Here is a 20,003-nt window from a genome sequence, read left to right as displayed (position 1 = left end):
TATTCCCTCCAAAATCTATTATCATTGGTTCTTTTCCAAACGGTTTGCTATTGCTACCCTTGAAGAAGTCAGGCGAAAGCAAAAAAATAACGCCATTTCCTTCATGATTAGCATTAAAACAAAATGCTAAAATGAACTACGGCTCGTATTAGGCAATAACAATCAGTAATTTGAAAATAACCGTAATATCATGAATATGTGTCCTAAGTCCATATCCAATTTAATATGTAAATACAATGATTACACATTACAACCACTACATTATAACATAGGATTTGTCTCTTTCAACAATGAAGCTAAATAATGGGATAAGAAATTTTTTCTAATTTTTCAATGAAAGAACAGGCACTTTGCACATCATCAGGGACCACTTCATACCGCTCTGCCATTTCTTCTATTTGCGGATCCAACCCATTAAATTGCAAACCAATCAAGTGATAGGAAGCAGCCCATAACGAAGCATCATCAGGAGCCAACTCAAATGGATATAAAAGAAATAAATGCCTTTCAATTAGACTCATAATATGTTGGTAAAGAACCGGATCATCATTTTCAATATGAACTAACTCTTTTTGAATATCTAGCATCTGCTTCCTTTCAGAAGAGGCTGCTAGAACCCCTGGCAGAATTCTTTTCCTTCGTCCAAATTTCTCAACCTGTACTTCTTTTTCATACTCCTGCTCTTGTAATATATTTAGGAGCATTGTCTTAAGAAATGGATGTCCTTCCTCACTTTCAAGATAATCCTTCACTTCATTTATGTATTTCCTTACATTTTTATGTGCCAATTCAGCGATAGCAAGCACCAATTGATTCGGGTCTTTATTGGCAAATAAAGTTAACGGAGGGTCCTCTTCAGCCGCCTCAAAAATTTCTTCTTCTAACACCGACTTGTTTTCAACCATCCGCTTACTAAAAGCTAACAGTTTCGAAAAATGCTCTTGTTTATCGAATGGAATTTCCCTTTCTTCCTGGAGGATTTCAATCGTTGTGATAATTTCCTCATATTCATGCAGTTGTATGAGAATCATCAAGTAAAGATCGACCGTTTGAAAATACTCTCCAATTCCTCCCCTCAGCATTTCTTCTGCAAGCTGTTTCGCTTTTTCAAGCCCCCCTGCTTCATAGTAGACCAAAACGAGTCCAACATAAACATCCGCGTCCTCTGGTGCCAACATTTTCGCTTCTTCAAATAAGGCAATCGCTTCCGTATAATTTTTCTGTTGAAGTTGCTCTAGACCTTTGTCTAGGAGCCTCTTTTCAAGGTCAGGAAATTGAATAACATTACCGTTTATTCGCTTTCGCCCCTTTTTTTTCATATAAAATACCCCTTCAAATTAGTTGAGGTAAGTTTAGCACGTTCTAAAACATATCTGCAAGCAGACAGCAATGGGAAAAGCTAAGAATGAGCAGTTGTTAAGTTAGTTTTATGACCATAATCATCCAATATGTTCAGAAGAAAGCAACCGACTTACTAGCCGATTGCTTTTCATCTTTATTTATTCAATAAACCGGGAGCTTTTGCTCATAGGCGGAGATCTTTTCGTCTAATTGAAGGGTGATTTCGATTTCATCCCAACCATTCACAAGCATTGTTTTCCAGTAATCCGAAATAGGAAAAGTCGCCGTGAAACCTTCTTCATCTGTGACTGTTTGTTCTACTAAATCAATATGAAGAGCAAAAGCTTTTTCTTTTCCTTTTTGGAGTAAGAATTTCACTTCTTCTTCCTTTAAAACAATCGGAAGAATTCCATTTTTCAAGCAGTTTTGGTTAAAAATATCTGCAAATGAAGGGGCGATAACCGCTTTGAATCCATAATCTAGCAAAGCCCAAGGAGCATGTTCTCTTGAAGAACCACAGCCAAAATTATCATTGGCAATTAAAAAAGTTGCTCCCTGGTTTTCTGGTTTGTTTAACTCAAAATCTTCGTTAAGTACTCCTTCAGCTTTATAGCGCCAATCATAAAATAGGAATCTCCCAAAACCAGTTTTCTCAATTCTCTTTAGAAACTGCTTTGGAATAATTTGGTCAGTATCGACGTTCGCGCGGTCAAACGCCACCGCTTTTCCCTTAAGTTTTTTCAATCCAGTCATTTCATCACCCTCCTTACACTGTTTTGACGGTATATCGTTTACGAATATCTATAAAATGACCATTTAATGCTGCAGCTGCTGCCATTTGCGGACTGACCAAGTGTGTTCTAGCTCCAGCCCCTTGACGTCCTTCAAAGTTTCGATTTGAAGTAGACGCACAGTGTTCCCCGCTTGGCACAACATCTGCATTCATGCTTAAGCACATGCTACAGCCTGCATCACGCCATTCAAAACCTGCCTCTTCAAAAATGTGATTCAAGCCTTCTTCCTCTGCTGTCCTTTTTACAAACTGAGAACCTGGTACCACTAATGCGCGAACATCAGGATGAACCTGCTTCCCTTTCACGATCTCTGCCGCTGCGCGAATATCTTCAATTCTAGAGTTCGTGCAAGAACCGATGAATACATGCTGAATTTTTATATCTGCTATTTTTTGACCTTCTTTTAAACCCATATAAGTTAAAGCTCTTGAAAGGGACTCCTTTTCCAATACCGTTTCACACTCTTCTTGTGTCGGAATTTGTCCATCCACTTTAGCCGTCATGGAAGGGTTTGTTCCCCAACTGACCATTGGTGCAATATCAGACCCATCAATTTCAATGACCTTGTCATATTCAGCGTCTTCATCAGAGGCAAGAGCTTTCCAATTATCTACACATTCATCAAAAAGTTCTCCCTTTGGCACATGCTTTCTTCCTCTTAAATAAGAGAAGGTTGTCTCATCTGGACTTACCAAGCCTGCTCTAGCTCCACCTTCGATTGACATATTGCAAATCGTCATTCGTTCTTCCATTGATAAGTTCTTAATGACATCACCGCAATATTCAATGACATACCCTGTTCCAAATTTAATACCATAGTTTGCTAAAACATAGAGAATGACATCTTTTGCTGTCACGCCCTCTGCTAATTCCCCATTAATTTCCAACTTTAAAGTTTTCGGTTTTGACTGCCATAATGTTTGCGTAGCTAATACATGCTCGACCTCACTTGTTCCAATACCAAATGCAAGTGCTCCAAATGCTCCGTGAGTTGAAGTATGACTATCCCCACAAACAATTGTTTTCCCTGGCTGTGTTAAACCTAATTCTGGTCCGATGACATGAACGATCCCTTGCTCCGGACTATCAATGCCCGCAAGTTCGATTCCGAACTCAAGACAGTTTTTTTCAAGGGTTGTCATTTGGTTTAATGCCACTTGGTCATCTATTTGTTTTCGATTAATCGTTGGAACATTGTGATCCATTGTGGCAAATGTTTTATCCGGCCTACGAACTTTGCGATTTTTCATTCTTAACCCCGAAAAAGCCTGTGGGGACGTTACTTCATGCACAAGATGTAAATCGATATAGAGTAAATCTGGCTTCTCCACTTCCCTGTAGACTATATGACGTTCCCAAATTTTATCAACTATGGATTTCCCCATTCTTTCCCCCTCCTAATTTTTAATAATAAACACGACCAAATAGGCCGTGTTCAAGATGTACTTAATGTGAAAGAGACCTGCTCATAAAAATTATGAGTAACAACCCATTATACTTTGGATCGTTTCATTATCTAGAATTGTCGCCTTAACCTCTTCGACCATTTCTGTCGTAGTCAAAAGCTTTGTTCCGGCAGAGGCGATATCTTTCGTTCGATAGCCGCTAGTAAGTACTTCATCTACTGCCGTTTCCACTGCTTTCGCTTCTTTCTCTAACCCGAAGGAGACACGTAGCATCATTGCAACAGATAGAATAGTAGCAAGTGGATTAGCGATATTTTGCCCTTCAATATCAGGGGCAGAACCATGAATTGGCTCATATAAATATGGACCTTTTTCAGAAATACTTGCAGAAGGTAACATTCCGAGAGAGCCAGTTAATACAGACGCTTCATCACTCAAAATATCACCAAACATATTCTCTGTTACGACCACATCAAATTGTTTTGGATTGCGCACCATCTGCATGGCTGCGTTGTCGACAAGCATATGTTCAAGGGTGACCTCAGGGTATAGTTGACCTACCTCTTCTGCTACTTCCCTCCACATCCTACTTGATTCCAAGACATTCGCTTTATCTACAGAAGTAACGTGACCACGGCGATTTTGGGCTAATTCAAACGCAAGCTTAATGACCCTTGTCATTTCGGCCTTTTCGTAAAACAGTGTATCGACGACCACGTCTTGACCATCCTGCTTCATTCGTTCACTTGGTTTTCCAAAATAAAGACCACCGGTTAACTCACGAACCATAAGCAAGTCAACTTCTTCAATTACTTCTCTTTTTAATGGTGATGCTTCAGCAAGACTAGAATAATAGAGAGTTGGTCGCAAATTTGCATATAAACCTAACTCTTTACGGATTTTTAATAAACCTTGTTCTGGACGGAGATGGACAGGTAATCGATCCCATTTCGGACCTCCCACTGCTCCCAATAGGACTGCGTCGCTTCCTTTACAAAGGTCAATCGTCACATCAGGTAATGGTGTACCTACCTCATCAACAGCACCACCACCAATATGTCCATATGAGAAGGAGAACTGATGTCCAAATCTTTCTCCGATGGCACGAAGAATCTCCACAGCACCTCTCGTAACTTCTTTTCCAATACCATCTCCCGGTAGAACGGCGATCCGTTTTTCCATCATTACCCCTCCATCCTTTCATAATTTGATTAATTTCTTACTTAGTCACAACTTCTTTTTTGCGATTTTTATTTACGAATGGCATCATTGCACGAAGTTCTTCTCCAACCTTTTCAATAAGGTGTTCATTTTCACTGGCATTAATGGCATTAAATACTGGACGATTAGCTTGGTTCTCAAGAATCCATCCTTTTGCAAAATGACCATCTTGAATATCCTTTAAAACAGCCTTCATTTCTTTTTTCACTTCATCCGTTACGATCCGTGATCCTGTGACAAAATCACCCCATTGAGCCGTATCAGATATAGAATAACGCATTCCGGCTAATCCACCTTCATACATGAGGTCAACAATTAGTTTCAATTCATGCAATGTTTCAAAATATGCCAATTCTGGTTGGTAGCCTGCTTCAACAAGGGTTTCAAATCCTGCTTTCACCAATGCTGTCGTTCCTCCACATAGCACCGCTTGCTCTCCAAATAAATCTGTTTCCGTCTCTTCTTTAAATGTTGTTTCTAACGCTCCAGCTCTTAACGCTCCAATCGCTCTTGCATAAGCAAGGGCTAGCTCTTTTGCCTCTCCAGTCACATCTTGATAGATGGCGAACAATGCTGGAACACCTGCATCTTCTTCATATGTTCTTCTAACTAAATGTCCTGGACCCTTTGGTGCAACTAATAGGACATCGCAAGTTTTAGGAGGAACGATTTGATGAAAATGAATATTGAATCCATGAGCAAACATTAAGGCTTGATTCGTTAAATTTGGCTCAATCTCCTCTTTGTACACCTTTGGTTGCAACTCATCTGGTAAAAGAATCATAACTACATCTGCTTGTGCTGTTGCTTCAGCCACTGTGACAACTTCTAAACCATCTTCTACTGCCTTATCCCAAGATTTCCCTTTTCTGAGTCCGACGACGACATTCACTCCACTATCTCTCATATTTAAAGCATGTGCATGACCTTGTGATCCGTAGCCAATTACCGCCACCTTTTTCCCTTCTAAAAAACTTGCGTTTGCATCTCCGTTATAGTACATTTTTGCCATTTGTCCTCTTCCTTTCCAACTAGTAATGTTTTTGTATATGTTTTATTACTGGATTCCCTATTGTTAAACGATGGAGATATTTTTTGTCTGATTGCTCGAGCGTTGAGTACCTCTTAAGAATGCAGTCGCGCCTGTTCTCGCAAGTTCCTTAATCCCATATGGCTTCATCAATTCGATAAAGGCTTCAATTTTATCAGACTCTCCTGTAATTTGAATGACGAGCGTATCTTTGCCGACGTCTACAATCGAAGCTCTAAATGGCTCAATTAAGGCATTCATTTCACTTCTATTGTTTGGAGTTGAGAGCACCTTGATTAGCGCCAACTCTCTAGCGACAATGGATTGTTCACTGATATCTGTCACTTTTAACACATCTATTTGCTTGTTTAATTGTTTCGTTATTTGTTCGATAACTTGATCATTTTCGACATTGACGACGCATGTAATTCTCGATACATCTTCAATTTCAGAATGACCGACCGTAATGCTTTCAATGTTGTAATTTCTTTTGGAAAAAAGATTGGTAATTCGATTCAATACACCTGGTCGATTATTAACGGTTAACGTAATGATTCTTTTCATTGTTTTTTCACACCTACCATTTCATTTAGCCCTTTACCAGGTGCGATCATTGGGTAGACATTTTCCTTTCCATCAACACGGAAATCTAGAAGTACCGGATCACGATTTTCGAGAACTTCATTTAATATCTCTTCTGCCTCTGCTTCTGTTTCAATCACATAGCCTTTGATGTCATATGCTCCTGCTAGTTTCACAAAGGATGGCTGAACCGGGTTTTTACTATGGGAATAACGCTCATTGTAAAAGAGTTCCTGCCATTGTCGAACCATTCCTAAGGCTAGATTATTGAGAATCACAATCTTAATCGGTAGATTTAATTCTCGAATCACCGCAAGCTCCTGTGTGCTCATCTGAAATCCACCGTCACCTAGAACCGCTAGCACACAAGCATCTTTATCTGCGAGTGAGGCTCCAATACTTGCTGGTAATCCGAATCCCATCGTTCCTAAGCCACCTGAGGTTACCCATCGATTTGCTTTTGAAAATTGATAATATTGAGCAGCCCACATTTGATGCTGACCGACGTCAGTAACAACGATCGCATCCCCCTTTGTTTTTTCATAGAGCATTTCTAAAACTTTCTGTGGCTTAAGAGTACTCTCGCTTTTCTCATATTCATAAGGATATTCACTCTTCCATCTTGCTAATGTTTGCAGCCATTCATCATGTACAGGCTGCTTTCCTTCTTGGCCAATTAACTCTTTTAAAGCTTCCTTCGCATCTGCTACAACTGGAATTTCAGTTGGAACATTTTTGCCAATTTCAGCTGGGTCGATATCGATATGAGCGACCGTAGCGCTTGGAGCGAAATGGTTTAAGTTTCCTGTTAATCGGTCGTCAAATCTAGCTCCAATATTAATAAGGAGATCTGATTCGTATAGTGCCATATTGGCGGTATAACAGCCATGCATGCCTGCCATTCCTAAGGAGAGTTCATGGTTCGCAGGAAATCCACCTAATCCGAGGAGTGTATGAACAACTGGAATTTTTTGCTGTTCTGCATACTCTTTTAACTCTTTAGCTGCCTTGCTATGAAGTACACCAGCCCCTGCTAAAATAACCGGCTTCTTCGCTCGACTCACCGTTTCAGTCAACTTGCGAATTTGCAAATAATTTGGCTTCAATGTTGGCTGATAGCCTGGTAACTGAATTTCCTTCTCTTCTTGTACTTCAGCCATCGCCGTTGCGATATCCTTTGGAATATCGATTAATACTGGTCCAGGCCTACCAGAACTAGCAATATAAAACGCCTCTTTAATAATGTGCGGGATATCCTCAATATTTCTTACCTGATAGTTATATTTGGTAATCGGAGTGGTAATCCCTAAAATATCTGCTTCTTGGAAAGCATCTGTTCCAATTACACCAGTGGCAACCTGCCCTGTAAATACAACAAGCGGAAGCGAATCTATCATGGCATCTGTCAATCCTGTAACGATATTTGTTGCTCCTGGGCCCGATGTTACAATCACAACGCCTGGTTTCCCTGTGATTCGTGCATATCCTTCAGCCGCATGAATTCCACCTTGCTCATGTCGAGGTAAAACGTGAAGAATTTTGGAATCATAGATTTTATCGTAGATTGGTAATACAGCCCCACCTGGATAACCAAAAATGACTTCAACTTTTTCCTTTTCCAGAGCATGTAGTAAAAGCTCCGAGCCGCTTAACGTTTTGTTCTCAGCCTTAGTATTTGTTAAGGCAGTTTCCTGTAACATTCGTTGCCCTCCTTTATTCCTTGGCGATTTTTTTCAAAATAAAAAACCCTTCCACCCCTCGTAAGCCTAGTACATCTAGGCATAAGGGATGAAAAGGCTTTGTAGCATTTCCACGGTACCACCCTTGTTCATGCGTTATACGCATGCACTTATGACCAAAAATCTGGCCTTTTTGATAACGAGTGTCGCCACTCGACTGCCTCTACTTGATACCCTTTCAAGACAGCACTCTGAGGTGAGTTCATTTTATGTAGTGACCACCGGTTCTCAGCATCTCCGGCTCTCTGTCGATCGACATACCATAAAACTACTTATCCTCTTCGTCGCTTTTTCATATAGATACTTTACTAGCTTACTCGTGGTGTTGTTTTGCTATATACCTTTACACCTTCTGACACAACTCGCTCCCTAAACTTCGTTAGTAATTTCTTCGTATGCACGCCAGGAACTCCATCGCCAATCACTCTACCATCCACTTTCACAACTGCAATTACTTCGGCAGCTGTTCCAGTCAGGAAAACTTCGTCAGCTGTATACACATCATGTCTTGTAAATGGTTCTTCTTTAATCTCGTAACCAAGTTCTCTTGCTATATCGATAACAGCATTTCTCGTAATTCCATCAAGAGCTCCAACATATCCTGGAGGTGTTAAAAAGCAGCCATCCTTGAGAATAAAGACGTTGTCGGCTGAACCTTCTGCCACATAGCCTTGATCATTTAACATAAGTGCCTCACTCACATTGGCTAAATGGGCTTCTATTTTTACAAGAACATTGTTCAAATAATTAAGGGACTTTACTTTTGGACTTAATACATCTGGTCGATTTCTACGTGTCGCCACAGTAATGATTTCAAGCCCTGTCTCATAGAGTTCTTTTGGAAAAATGGATAATGGCTCTACAATGACGATAACACTCGCTTTCGCACACTTATATGGATCCAATCCAAGGTCACCAACTCCCCTTGAAATAACCACTCTTATATAAGCATCTTCAACATTGTTCTTTTCAACTGTATTCGCAATGATCTCTGTTAATTCATCTTCTGTATAAGGAATTGTAAGTAGAATTGATTTAGCAGAGTTATACAAGCGTTTCATATGCTCTTTCATTCTAAAAATATTTCCGCTATATACGCGAATCCCCTCGAATACTCCATCTCCATAGAGGAAACCATGGTCATAAACGGAGACCTTGGCGTTTTCTTTCGTGACATATTCATCATTCAGAAAAATCCATTGCTCTGACACGAAACCCACCTCTTCACTTTAATATCAAAACGCTTTAAATGACTGAAATCAAATGTAAAAAAAGAGATATATCTTAAAATTCAAAATATTAATCGCAGTTACACTTTGTAGCAGCACATCTCTTTATTATTATTATTTATTTGAGGACTATCTTACTCGCATTTTCCCTCTTCGTCAACAGTATTTTTGCGAATTGTGCGATAATTTATATTTTTCTATTAAATTGGATACGCTTACATAATTGATACAACAATAATCTTATTGCTTTAATTTTTTTTATTTTTTCGATAATTTCAATGTGTGATTTCGGTGCTTTTTAATAAATAAAAAGCCCAGTTTTTTCGAAGTTATTATAATAGAAGAAAGACGGATTTGATGTTAGGTTTTCTAACATAAAAGAAAGCGCTTTATTAGCAGGGGCATTTATAGTCAAATATAATTGAAAAAAAACAATAGAATTATAAATCTTAACCGTCACATTCAAAATTAAATTATAATTACAAAACCCTTACCTATTCCATTTAGTAAGGGCATTTACTGAGAGATAAGTTTTAGCTGAAATGATATCATGCTACTAGCTTATCGAAAGTATTCTTACCAGGTAATCCATCCTGAGTTATTTTTGTAGCTTTTTGCAACGCAAGAACTGCCGCTTCAGTATTATCACCAAATACCCCATCAAAACCTTTAGGGTCATGTCCCTGACAATAAAGTAATCCTTGTAGGATATAGACCAAAATACCACGAGTGCCCTTACGAATCGTTCGGATGGCGGCCTTGGTTTTAGGTCCATAGATACCATCGATTACGAGGCGCGCGTTATATTGTCTATTATGCTCCGTTTGCAACGCTTTGATAGCAGCAGCACGCGTCTTAGATCCGTACATACCATCGACGACAAGACCGGATTTATAGGTCTTATTAAGCCACTCTTGGAACAGAGAGATATGATTAACTTTTGCTGGTTTAGAGCTAGGTTGAAGACTAGGTGATGGCGTTGCTTGTCCATTTTTCCTTAAACCAAATGCTTTTACCAATCCAGCTACGTGCCCTTGTGCAATAGCGTTTCGTACTTCATTTTTCTTTAACAAATCAGCATCAGCTTTTGTATCGATAAATAGATTTTCCGTTAACAGAGCAGACATTCTCGTTTCACGAAGAACATGAAAATTCGCTACTTTCATTCCCCGATCGCGAATTATACTTTCTAATACTATTTCTGGGTGAATTATGCTTTGATATCTAGCTGTTTGTGTCGGTGCATTTGTAAACCGATAACTTTCAAAACCTGTTCCACCCCCAGCATTAATGTGAATGGAAAGAAAATAGTCTGCCCCCCATGCGTTTGCATCACTCGTTCTTTGTGCTAGGCTGACTGTCATATCACTAGTTCGACTCATTCTTACCTCAACGTTTTCATATTCATTTTCAAGTATAGTCCTTATTTTTATGGCTATATCTAGTGTTACGTTTTTTTCTTGCAATCCATTGCCTACAGCCCCTGGATCCGTTCCTCCATGACCTGGATCAATAAACATTTTAACCGTTTTTGCCTCCTCCTTATCGTTCTTATAAAGCTCATATTGTTCAATGAGATTAATTAGTCTTTGTGGATAATCAGGTGCTGTTGCATAACCACATTCCCAAATGACTTGAGCAGCTTTTTTGTAATCTGTAATTCCCCATAACGGTTTATAGCGAGGATTTTTAAGGAAAACGGTGCTTCTGTATTCTAGACAGTGTTCAATGCTATCAAAATGGCAAAATGCAGCCATAACCTCTACCCATTTGCCATTGAGATACTCTTTTGTCATCTTGTTGTAGACGGCACCCTTCCAAGTTGAGTTGGCTTTGATTCCAAAAAAATTATTAGCTTTAACTGCCAATTCAGATTTTCCTGAATCACTCTCCAAGATTGCTTGGGCAAGGGTGAGAGATGCTAAAATCCCTTCCTGTCGCATATACTTCATCGTAAGGGGAACCATTTCCTCAATAAAACTCATTGTTATCACCTCACAATAGTTTATGTAAAAACAGTATTAACCGATTGGACAATCTATTTTTTTGGGTTACTACTTACCAACTGCAAAAAAACAATCATAAACCCCTACATTAACTACACCCATGTCATGAAAGAATTAAGAGAAGAAGACGAAGAATCAGCTGTTGTAATTTTCGCACAAAAGGTGATTATGTAATATGTAAAAAAGTTTCAAAACTCCACTTTACTCAACGGGACTCCTTCAAGCTTTAAACATAAGAAAAACTCTTAAAAACGTTGGTTCAACAACATTTTTAAGAGTTTCCTCCTGGCGCTTATACAAGCATATTAAAATTAAATGGCGTCCCAGGAGAGATTCGAACTCCCGACCGACGGCTTAGAAGGCCGTTGCTCTATCCTGCTGAGCTACTGGGACATATGTTATAATGTATTATTTCGTTTTGTTTACACATAATTTTTGCGTTATCCCGTCCTGATCTCAGAAAGTTTATTCAAGCAGCGGCTCGATCAGTACGCTGTAGCTTTTCCGAAGAAGCGGATTCGTTCGTGCTGAGCTACTGGGACATATGTTATAATGTATTATTTCGTTTTGTTTACACATAATTTTTGCGTTATCCCGTCCTGATCTCAGAAAGTTTATTCAAGCAGCGGCTCGATCAGTACGCTGTAGCTTTTCCGAAGAAGCGGATTCGTTCGTGCTGAGCTACTGGGAAAGCTAATTTGTGTGCTTCCTTTTTTCAAGGACATTTTTTATTATATTGTGCTAGTAATTAAAAGTCAACAGGAAATTTTATTTTTTCACAAACAAATGATTAAATAGGGGGAAAGCCTCTTCCCCCACTTCTTATCAAATGATTCGTTTCATGTAGTTCTAGAAAAATAAAGTATATCAGCAATAACTTTTTTAATATACCAACGAAAAACGGGATTTATCGGAACACACATCAAAAACACATCTATCACTTATTAAATACATAGGTTTGATAAAACTCCGTCAATTCCCCTTTATCAAAGTCATACACATGGAAGTTAACCGCTGTGCCGTGAATGTCCAGTATGACATAAGTTCGCTCTCTTCTCCCCCTTGGCAAACGGAGGCTACCTGGGTTAATAAATAGCTTATCTTTGACCATCTCAGCACCTAGTACATGCGAATGTCCAAAACAGACAATGTCCGCATTTACTTCCTCTGCACGGTATTGGAGCTGCATTAACGACGATTTAACCGAAAATAAGTGACCATGGGTAACGTAAAAACATAACTCGCCAACCTTTTTTATGATTTCCGTATCAAAATCATTGCCAAAGTCACAATTTCCTCTTACCACAGTAAAGGCTTGAATCTCATCATTTTTTTTTGAGAGTTCAGAATCTCCGCAATGAATCATGAGATCGATATCTTGTCCATGTCTTACTTTCAGTTCAGAAAGTTCTTCTCTTTGTCCGTGGCTATCACTTACGATTAACACTTTTGCCATAGGTAGCACCTTCTATTCAAGCATTAAATTTTCCAGACTGGATGATTTCTTCTAGCTTTTTCAAGGCATTCGCTCGGTGACTAATCTGATTTTTTTCACTTGGTTCAAGTTCGGCCATTGCTTTTCCTAGCCCATTTACAAAGAAAATTGGGTCATAGCCGAAACCATTTGAACCTCTTCTATTTCTCAAAATGATCCCTTCACAAGAACCATTAACCGTAATTCCTTCACCATTTGGATAGGCAATGGCTAAAGCGCAATAGAATCTTGCTGTTCTTTGCTCATCTGGAACATCTTTTAAGTTCTCTAATAGTTTATCCATGTTCGCTTCATCGTCTTTTGCAGGTCCAGCATAGCGGGCAGAATAAATGCCAGGGGCACCATCTAGGGCATCGACAATTAAGCCAGAATCATCGGCAATGACCACTTGTCCCGTTTGCTTAGCAACTGCTTCTGCCTTTATCATTGCATTTTCCTCAAAGGTTTGTCCGGTTTCTTCGATATCTTCTATTTCCTCATAATCCAATAATGTCTTTACCTCAAAACCAAGAGGTCGAAACATTCTTTCAAATTCCATTGCTTTGCCAAGATTCTTTGTTGCTATAATAACTTTTTTCATTTCGCTGTTTTCTCCTCGATTTTTGCAGTTGCTGCTTCTCCGATTGCCGCTCTTTGATGCTCGAACAGTTCGCTAATTCCTTCTTGAGCAGCCTTAAGTAATTGTTGTAATTGCTCGTATGAAAAAGTGGACTCTTCACCCGTTCCTTGAACTTCAACAAATTCTCCATTTCCTGTCATAACGACATTCATATCGACATTTGCCTTTGAGTCTTCTATGTAATTTAAGTCCAAAACAACATTATCATCTTCGAGAATCCCGACACTCGTTGCCGCTAGAAAATCCTTAATCGGATATTTTGATAACTTTTTTTCAAGATAGACTTTATGTATCGCTTGTGTCATTGCCACAAACGCACCTGTGATGGAAGCAGTTCTTGTTCCGCCATCCGCTTGAATGACATCACAATCGATCCATACCGTTCTTTCTCCAAGTGCATCTAAATCAACCACTGCTCGAAGTGCTCTTCCAATCAAGCGTTGAATTTCCATCGTTCGCCCAGTGATTTTCCCTTTCGCTGACTCTCTTATATTACGTTGTCCTGTTGCCCGTGGAAGCATGGAGTACTCCGCTGTCACCCATCCTTTTCCTTGCCCTCTCATAAAAGGTGGCACCTTCTCCTCAATGCTAGCGGTACAAATGACTTTCGTGTTTCCAACTGTTATGAGCACAGATCCTTCAGGATGCATTAAATAATCCGTATCAATTTCAATCGGACGTAATTGAAACGGTTGTCTCTCATCAACACGCATATGATATCCTCCTTTTCCCACAAATACTTTTGCCCTTTAATTAGAGCTTCGTCAATAAAGAAGAGGTGGCTTTAACGAAGCCACCTTCTTCTACTGTCCTATCTATAGTATATCAAAAAAGATTTTTTAAAAACTAATTGTATTCACATTTTCAGGTCTTGTCACAGGTTCTACAATTTTCTCTCCATTTTCCTTCACAAGTTCAGCTTCACCATTTACCATTACTTCGACACTCTCAATTCCCTCCTGCTCCGTTAAGGAAAGAACAAGCATGTTTAGAACATGTTCTGAAATCACTTTTTCTTCAAAGCTACCATAAATATACTCATTAAAGTTTAATGTTACTTTTCCATCTTCAATCTTTGGTTCCTCTAGTAACTCAACATCTGGTGAAAAGTCATTCAGTAATGTAGACGAGTAACTTGGGCCTTTTACAAGCTCAGTTACGACCCCTTCAATATTGTTCTCTGCCACACGACGTGTGACTGGAACGTAATAATACGAACCTTCTTCACCAGCAACATAATAGACAGTGGCAGCCTTTGTATTGGTTATATCAACCACATCTGTTGTATCAAGATTGATTCCATTTGCTCTGCTAACCGTTTTTCCAATTGGAATGCCTGCAACAGGCATTTCGTTTAATTCATGACCATTTAACTTCAATGCGACATTTTCCACAGAATCAAATTGCGTTAACGTCCAAGTTACTGCTTCTAAAATCTTTAACTCATCTTCAGGCTTATAATTTTTGAATTCGTTTGAAAAGTCAACAATAGCAGTTTTGTCAGTAATATTAACACTTACTTCAGTATCAGTTGGTAAGACAGCTGTGAAGCCGTTTGGTAACATTTCTGTAATTGGACCACCTTCAATTAAATAATCAAGCGCCTGTTTTGCGACCGACTCAGTTTTCGGCAGTGAAAAGGTTTGCGGTACAACATAACCGTTCTTATCGAATAAATAAAGTTCTGTCATCACACTACCTTCACTAGCCTCTTCATCTGCAACTTCTTCTCCCGCAGTTTCTTCAACTACCTGACCATCATCTGTGTATGTAACCGTTTGAGGTGGATCAATTTTCTCCTTTTCCTTCCCCCCCAGCAAGCCACAGCCAGACAAGAGAACAGATAAAATAATCAATGATGTTAGTACAATTGTTCTTTTATTAATGGACATGCTTTATCCCTCCAAAGACAGTTTGTACTAACATATATACGAGCCTATTTTCAAATTAGACCGCCTCACGAAAAAAAATTGGACAATCAAGATATTTTTTATATCTTTCAAAAAAAATAAGCCCCCTAAAGAAGGCTTCAGATTATCGACAAAAGGCATCGAGAGACGAAACTCGATGCCTTTTGTTCAGGATGAGAGATATTTGATATGAGCAAGAGAAAAGTATGTCATATGAAGAGCTCATGAGACAAGAGTTTGGTGGATGCAAGAGAAAAGTATGTTACATGAAGAGCTCATGAGACAAGAGTTTGGTGGATGCAAGAGAAAAGTATGTTACATGAAGAGCTCATGAGACAAGAGTTTGGTGGTTACAAGAGAAAAGTATGTCACATGAAGAGTTCATGAGACAAGAGTTTGGTAGTTACAAGAGAAAAGTATGTCATATGAAGAGCTCATGAGACAAGAGTTTGGTGGATGCAAGAGAAAAGTATGTTACATGAAGAGCTCATGAGACAAGAGTTTGGTGGTTACAAGAGAAAAGTATGTCACATGAAGAGTTCATGAGACAAGAGTTTGGTGGTTACAAGAGAAAAGTATGTCACATGAAGAGCTCATGAGACAAGAGTTTGGTGGTTATAAGAGAAAAGTATGTCATATGAAGGGCTCATGAGACAAGAGTTTGGTGGTTATAAGAGAAAAGTATGTCATATGAAGGGCTCATGAGACAAGAGTTTGCTAGCAACAAGTGAAAAGTATGTCACATGAAGAGCTCATGAAGCATGATTATAGTGAAAAAATAAAAAGAATGTAGACAAAAGTCCATCGAAAGGATCCCTCTCATTGTTTTTTGTCATTTCTGGATAGAAATGTGGTTAAAATCGTTGATTTCCGCTCCAGGCGCTTGCTTTCCGGGGGCGTGCGCCGAGCCTCCTCGTCGCTGACTCTTCTGCGGGGTCTCGGCTGTCACGCTATTCTCCCAGGAGTCAAACACCTTCCGCTCCAATCAACTAGATTGGCTCCTAATTAGGGCAGATTGACAAGTCCGAGTTGCCATTTTCTTAAAGTTCATGGCAACAAACGTAAGCATCGCCTGCATAGATTTGTTTTTAAGACCTCGTAAAGTTGTCCATCGCATACCATGCTTTTCCTTCGCATCAGTAAAGACACGTTCAATCGTCTTTTTGCGTTTAACGTATACCTGTTTGATTTCATCGTTGTGGCGTAGATGTCTGCCTCTTCTGTGTAAGCTTCCCAATATGACGTTGTATAAGCTTTTGATGGTTTTTACTTTCTGTACACTGGTATACTGAGAATCACTGGGGAAGTAGCTCAGCCCCGCGCTCGGAAAGTTCCACCATTCATCTTAAAAGAAAAAACAGAAAGCCCCCTTAGAGGAGGCTTTCTGTCTTACTCTCAATCCGAACAGTCTGCACATTCAGCATTTTCTTTCCTAACCACTGTGAAGCAATTCTGGAAAAAATTCTGCTCGAACCAGTTGTATAATATTCATGCTCAGGAATCGTGTTATTATTTGTTAGAAGTCGTTTGTAATAGAGAATACTGCTAACTTCTCTTGCTGTTTCTTCGCCAGAGCTAATTACTATTACATCTTTGCCCATCATCGTTTTAATGATTGGTTCTAACAGGGGATAATGGGTACAGCCAAGAATAAGCGTATCCAATCCTTTATTCGTTAATGGAGCAAGGGTTTCGGCGACCACACGCCTCGCAACTGGACCATCATACTCCCCACTTTCAACTAGTGGGACAAATTTTGGACAGGCTAATCCGCTTACTGAAACGGATCCGTTAATCGATCTTAATGCCATTTCATAGGCTTTACTTTTGATCGTTCCTTCAGTTCCAATGACACCAATTTTATAATTCTCCGTTACTTTTAACGCGGAGATTGCCCCAGGGTAGATAACACCGAGCACTGGGATAGATAACTCTTGACGTATTTCTTCTAGTGCCACAGCCGTTGCTGTATTACAGGCGATAACGAGCATTTTTATATTTTTACTTAATAAAAAATTCGTCAGTTGCCATGTGAATTTTTTCACTTCTTCACCAGTTCGTGGTCCATAAGGACAGCGAGCTGTATCTCCCAGATAAAGAATTTTTTCATGTGGTAATTGACGCATGATTTCTTTGGCAACTGTTAATCCGCCAATACCAGAATCAATTACTCCAATTGCTTGTTCCAAATAACTCGCCTCATTCTCGCATATCTTGATGTAATCTCATTAAATTATCTTTGAGGGTAATGACCTCTTCTTCAGAAAAATTCCTTAGCACTTCCTGAAGGTAAACTTGACGCTTTTTAATGACTTCATCGATAATTCTCTCACCTTCTTCTAAAAGGTGTATTCGCACCACACGTCGATCATTCGGATCCTTTACACGCTTTACGAGCTCATTTTTTTCCATTCGATCAACTAAATCGGTTGTTGTGCTAAATGCTAAATACATTTTATTCGATAACTCCCCGATTGTCATGTCTCCTTCTTCAAAGAGCCATTGCAAGGCAACAAACTGAGGAGGGGTAATCGTATAATTGCTTAAAATTTCCCGACCCTTTTGTTTAATGATTCCAGCTATGTATCTTAAATCCTTTTCAATCTCCGCAACCATTTCTAAACCCTTTTTTTCTTGAACTTCCTCACGCTCCATCATGCCACAACTCCCTATTCCAAAATACAATCCTAGTTTTATGAAAATAATTTAAGCATTCATCTTCATTCTCGTTCAAACATGCTTTTTCTTTTATTTTCTACTTTTTTCATATAAATTTCAAGGAAAATTAGTAGAACTGATGTCGGAACCTGTCGAAGAAATGACTTGCAAGGATGTTCAATCTATTAGTGCAATATACATTTAGGAAAGTGTTTTCCATAAGTAAACCGGCTTCCAAAATTGGATAGCCGGTTTGCATTTAAAGTTCTAGTTCTCCCATTCGAAGGAGTTCTACAACTGCTTGTGAACGCCCCTTAACACCGAGTTTTTGCATGGCATTCGAAATATGATTCCGAACCGTTTTTTCGCTGATAAACAGTTCACTAGCGATTTCTTTCGTTGTTTTATCTTGTACTAATAGCTCGAATACTTCTCTTTCACGTTTGGTGAGTAATGGCTTGTGAGTATATTCATTCTCCTTCAAGTATTGTAACCCTCCTTGCCTTCGCCAGCTATGAACAGCGGGATGGGTATATATTTAGTCACCATATCTTATGTGAAGGGCACTACCTGAGTGACAACAATCCTCTAAAGGAGTTTGAGATTTTTTGAAAAATGTGCGAATGCGGAGATTATTGGATCCGCTCCTTCTCGATCATCGCTTCCTTCACTTCAGTAGACCAAGGTATACTTTTCCCCGTTTTCTTGGATACTTGAACAATAGTCCCTCGTCCGACAAAGCAAATTTCTCTATTTTTTCTTTTGCCCATATAGTGAATATCGACGGATGAAGTACCGACATGATGAGCCTTCACATAGATCTTCAGCGTATCATCAAAGAAAACTTGCTTGAGGAAATCACATTGTAAATCAGCCACGACAATTATTCCTTCGTTTTTTCCGTCAAGCCAATCTGTCATCATGCCCTTGCTTTTAAAGTATTCAATCCGTGCTTCTTCATAATATGTAAACGGAACCGTATTGTTCAAATGTCCAAACATATCTGTTTCGGAAAATCGTACTTTAACCGGATGATAAAAATTAAACCCCTGCTCCCAGTTTGATAAATCTTCGATATAACTTATTCTACTCATGCTTTCCATCCTCCCATTCCATATCATGAATGACTATTCATTCATAGTGCATTATTTTAGAATTTTTCAAAAATGATCATTGTGAAAAAGGGCATCCAACTGGACACCCTTTTCTTCTTATATTTGGTCGCTTCCGAAGAAGTTCTTGAATGATTGGAATGCCGTATCTCTGTTTAATGCTGCAATCGACGTTGTAAGTGGAATCCCTTTTGGACAAGATTGAACACAGTTTTGGGAATTACCACAGTTAGCAAGACCTCCATCATCCATAATGGCATTTAAACGTTCTGCTTTGTTCATTTCACCTGTTGGATGAGCATTGAAAAGTCGTACTTGAGAAAGTGGTGCAGGGCCGATAAAATTCGCTTTGCTATTTACGTTCGGACACGCTTCAAGACAAACCCCACAAGTCATGCATTTTGAAAGCTCATACGCCCATTGACGCTTTGTTTCAGGCATACGTGGCCCAGGTCCCAAATCATATGTACCATCGATTGGAATCCACGCTTTCACTTTCTTTAATGAGTCAAACATACGACTTCTATCTACTTGTAGGTCACGAACGACTGGGAATGTACGCATTGGCTCAAGTCTAATCGGCTGTTCAAGCTGATCAATAATCGCTGAACATGACTGACGTGGCTTTCCATTTATAATCATGGAACATGCTCCGCAGACCTCTTCTAAACAGTTCATATCCCAAGTAATCGGAGAAGTTTCTTTCCCTTGTGCATTAACTGGATTACGTCTAATCTCCATTAACGCAGAAATTACATTCATGTTAGGACGGTATGGCACATGAAATTCTTCCTGATAAGGCTCCGAATCAGGAGAATCTTGCCTAGAGATAATAAAATGGACGGTACTGTTCTCTGCCAT

At 39.3% G+C, this 20,003-nt stretch carries 18 protein-coding genes, 1 tRNA gene, 3 pseudogenes and 1 other annotated feature; all 22 genes and pseudogenes read right to left on the bottom strand.

Features of this window, described 5'->3' with window-relative positions; genetic code table 11:
• Positions 1 to 296 precede the first annotated feature (296 nt).
• The 22 genes and pseudogenes from AA0X71_RS07110 to sdhB all read right to left on the bottom strand — a co-directional run bounded on the left by AA0X71_RS07110 (position 297) and on the right by sdhB (position 20,003).
• The gene (locus AA0X71_RS07110; protein ID WP_413360769.1) at positions 297 to 1,319 is read right to left on the bottom strand and encodes a tetratricopeptide repeat protein; all 1,023 of its coding nucleotides are present in this window, start codon (positions 1,317 to 1,319) and stop codon (positions 297 to 299) included.
• A 184-nt stretch (positions 1,320 to 1,503) separates the two neighbouring features.
• Entirely contained in the window at positions 1,504 to 2,094 is a 591-nt protein-coding gene (gene leuD / locus AA0X71_RS07105) for a 3-isopropylmalate dehydratase small subunit (RefSeq protein ID WP_413360767.1), read from the bottom strand.
• 13 nt (positions 2,095 to 2,107) lie between these two features.
• Positions 2,108 to 3,520 (bottom strand): 3-isopropylmalate dehydratase large subunit, encoded by a 1,413-nt coding sequence (gene leuC, locus AA0X71_RS07100; protein ID WP_413360765.1) that lies wholly within the window; start codon positions 3,518 to 3,520, stop codon positions 2,108 to 2,110.
• Positions 3,521 to 3,610: 90 nt separating this feature from the next.
• A complete protein-coding gene (gene leuB, locus AA0X71_RS07095; protein ID WP_413360762.1) occupies positions 3,611 to 4,723 on the bottom strand; it encodes a 3-isopropylmalate dehydrogenase in 1,113 nt (370 codons plus the stop codon).
• Between the two features lie 37 nt (positions 4,724 to 4,760).
• On the bottom strand, positions 4,761 to 5,774 hold the full coding sequence (gene ilvC, locus AA0X71_RS07090) for a ketol-acid reductoisomerase (RefSeq protein WP_413360760.1): 1,014 nt from the start codon (positions 5,772 to 5,774) through the stop codon (positions 4,761 to 4,763).
• 63 nt (positions 5,775 to 5,837) lie between these two features.
• On the bottom strand, positions 5,838 to 6,356 hold the full coding sequence (gene ilvN / locus AA0X71_RS07085; RefSeq protein ID WP_019154729.1) for an acetolactate synthase small subunit: 519 nt from the start codon (positions 6,354 to 6,356) through the stop codon (positions 5,838 to 5,840).
• Positions 6,353 to 8,074: an acetolactate synthase large subunit gene (ilvB, locus tag AA0X71_RS07080; protein WP_413360757.1), complete on the bottom strand. Its 1,722-nt coding sequence runs from the start codon at positions 8,072 to 8,074 to the stop codon at positions 6,353 to 6,355. Before ilvB ends, ilvN begins: the two co-directional genes overlap by 4 nt.
• Before the next feature lie 81 nt (positions 8,075 to 8,155).
• Positions 8,156 to 8,407 (bottom strand) — a binding site (T-box leader).
• A 14-nt stretch (positions 8,408 to 8,421) separates the two neighbouring features.
• Positions 8,422 to 9,324 carry a branched-chain-amino-acid transaminase gene (ilvE, locus tag AA0X71_RS07075; protein WP_413360755.1) on the bottom strand — a complete coding sequence of 301 codons (903 nt, stop codon included), beginning with the start codon at positions 9,322 to 9,324 and terminating at the stop codon, positions 8,422 to 8,424.
• Positions 9,325 to 9,890: 566 nt separating this feature from the next.
• Positions 9,891 to 10,211, bottom strand: a complete 321-nt coding sequence (locus AA0X71_RS07070; protein WP_413362515.1) for a peptidoglycan-binding domain-containing protein — start codon at positions 10,209 to 10,211, stop codon at positions 9,891 to 9,893.
• 111 nt (positions 10,212 to 10,322) lie between these two features.
• Positions 10,323 to 10,862 (bottom strand): annotated as a pseudogene (locus AA0X71_RS07065) (N-acetylmuramoyl-L-alanine amidase); the annotation flags it as partial.
• Positions 10,863 to 10,910: 48 nt separating this feature from the next.
• A pseudogene (locus AA0X71_RS07060) lies at positions 10,911 to 11,294 on the bottom strand (glycoside hydrolase family 73 protein); the annotation flags it as partial.
• A 370-nt stretch (positions 11,295 to 11,664) separates the two neighbouring features.
• Positions 11,665 to 11,741, bottom strand: a tRNA-Arg gene (locus AA0X71_RS07055).
• 544 nt (positions 11,742 to 12,285) lie between these two features.
• Positions 12,286 to 12,804: a metallophosphoesterase gene (locus AA0X71_RS07050; protein ID WP_413360752.1), complete on the bottom strand. Its 519-nt coding sequence runs from the start codon at positions 12,802 to 12,804 to the stop codon at positions 12,286 to 12,288.
• 16 nt (positions 12,805 to 12,820) lie between these two features.
• Entirely contained in the window at positions 12,821 to 13,423 is a 603-nt protein-coding gene (locus tag AA0X71_RS07045) for an XTP/dITP diphosphatase (protein WP_413360749.1), read from the bottom strand.
• Positions 13,420 to 14,175: a ribonuclease PH gene (rph, locus tag AA0X71_RS07040; protein ID WP_413360747.1), complete on the bottom strand. Its 756-nt coding sequence runs from the start codon at positions 14,173 to 14,175 to the stop codon at positions 13,420 to 13,422. Before rph ends, AA0X71_RS07045 begins: the two co-directional genes overlap by 4 nt.
• Before the next feature lie 126 nt (positions 14,176 to 14,301).
• Positions 14,302 to 15,354, bottom strand: a complete 1,053-nt coding sequence (locus AA0X71_RS07035; protein ID WP_413360744.1) for a GerMN domain-containing protein — start codon at positions 15,352 to 15,354, stop codon at positions 14,302 to 14,304.
• A gap of 1,003 nt (positions 15,355 to 16,357) precedes the next feature.
• Positions 16,358 to 16,655, bottom strand: a pseudogene (locus AA0X71_RS07030) (transposase); the annotation flags it as partial.
• Positions 16,656 to 16,742: 87 nt separating this feature from the next.
• Positions 16,743 to 17,561: a glutamate racemase gene (gene racE / locus AA0X71_RS07025; RefSeq protein ID WP_413360742.1), complete on the bottom strand. Its 819-nt coding sequence runs from the start codon at positions 17,559 to 17,561 to the stop codon at positions 16,743 to 16,745.
• Between the two features lie 10 nt (positions 17,562 to 17,571).
• The gene (locus AA0X71_RS07020; RefSeq protein WP_413360739.1) at positions 17,572 to 18,030 is read right to left on the bottom strand and encodes a MarR family winged helix-turn-helix transcriptional regulator; all 459 of its coding nucleotides are present in this window, start codon (positions 18,028 to 18,030) and stop codon (positions 17,572 to 17,574) included.
• Positions 18,031 to 18,289: 259 nt separating this feature from the next.
• Entirely contained in the window at positions 18,290 to 18,514 is a 225-nt protein-coding gene (gene gerE / locus AA0X71_RS07015) for a spore germination transcription factor GerE (RefSeq protein ID WP_019154738.1), read from the bottom strand.
• 148 nt (positions 18,515 to 18,662) lie between these two features.
• Positions 18,663 to 19,124 (bottom strand): acyl-CoA thioesterase, encoded by a 462-nt coding sequence (locus AA0X71_RS07010; protein ID WP_413360736.1) that lies wholly within the window; start codon positions 19,122 to 19,124, stop codon positions 18,663 to 18,665.
• Between the two features lie 117 nt (positions 19,125 to 19,241).
• Positions 19,242 to 20,003 carry a succinate dehydrogenase iron-sulfur subunit gene (sdhB, locus tag AA0X71_RS07005; protein WP_413360733.1) on the bottom strand — a complete coding sequence of 254 codons (762 nt, stop codon included), beginning with the start codon at positions 20,001 to 20,003 and terminating at the stop codon, positions 19,242 to 19,244.

Source organism: Robertmurraya phoenicis (genome assembly GCF_047302285.1).
Classification (GTDB): domain Bacteria; phylum Bacillota; class Bacilli; order Bacillales; family Cytobacillaceae; genus Robertmurraya.
This window is presented reverse-complemented; position numbering and strand designations above follow the sequence as displayed.

Excerpts from the sequence above, each read along its gene's own strand:
- AA0X71_RS07110 (WP_413360769.1), bottom strand. The coding sequence starts at position 1,319 with ATGAAAAAAAAGGGGCGAAAGCGAATAAACGGTAATGTTATTCAATTT.
- AA0X71_RS07070 (WP_413362515.1), bottom strand. The coding sequence starts at position 10,211 with ATGTACGGATCTAAGACGCGTGCTGCTGCTATCAAAGCGTTGCAAACG.
- AA0X71_RS07020 (WP_413360739.1), bottom strand. The coding sequence starts at position 18,030 with ATGATGGAGCGTGAGGAAGTTCAAGAAAAAAAGGGTTTAGAAATGGTT.
- ilvC (WP_413360760.1), bottom strand. The coding sequence starts at position 5,774 with ATGGCAAAAATGTACTATAACGGAGATGCAAACGCAAGTTTTTTAGAA.
- AA0X71_RS07050 (WP_413360752.1), bottom strand. The coding sequence starts at position 12,804 with ATGGCAAAAGTGTTAATCGTAAGTGATAGCCACGGACAAAGAGAAGAA.
- leuD (WP_413360767.1), bottom strand. The coding sequence starts at position 2,094 with ATGACTGGATTGAAAAAACTTAAGGGAAAAGCGGTGGCGTTTGACCGC.
- leuC (WP_413360765.1), bottom strand. The coding sequence starts at position 3,520 with ATGGGGAAATCCATAGTTGATAAAATTTGGGAACGTCATATAGTCTAC.
- leuB (WP_413360762.1), bottom strand. The coding sequence starts at position 4,723 with ATGGAAAAACGGATCGCCGTTCTACCGGGAGATGGTATTGGAAAAGAA.
- AA0X71_RS07035 (WP_413360744.1), bottom strand. The coding sequence starts at position 15,354 with ATGTCCATTAATAAAAGAACAATTGTACTAACATCATTGATTATTTTA.
- ilvN (WP_019154729.1), bottom strand. The coding sequence starts at position 6,356 with ATGAAAAGAATCATTACGTTAACCGTTAATAATCGACCAGGTGTATTG.
- ilvB (WP_413360757.1), bottom strand. The coding sequence starts at position 8,074 with ATGTTACAGGAAACTGCCTTAACAAATACTAAGGCTGAGAACAAAACG.
- sdhB (WP_413360733.1), bottom strand. The coding sequence starts at position 20,003 with ATGGCAGAGAACAGTACCGTCCATTTTATTATCTCTAGGCAAGATTCT.
- AA0X71_RS07010 (WP_413360736.1), bottom strand. The coding sequence starts at position 19,124 with ATGAGTAGAATAAGTTATATCGAAGATTTATCAAACTGGGAGCAGGGG.
- rph (WP_413360747.1), bottom strand. The coding sequence starts at position 14,175 with ATGCGTGTTGATGAGAGACAACCGTTTCAATTACGTCCGATTGAAATT.
- AA0X71_RS07045 (WP_413360749.1), bottom strand. The coding sequence starts at position 13,423 with ATGAAAAAAGTTATTATAGCAACAAAGAATCTTGGCAAAGCAATGGAA.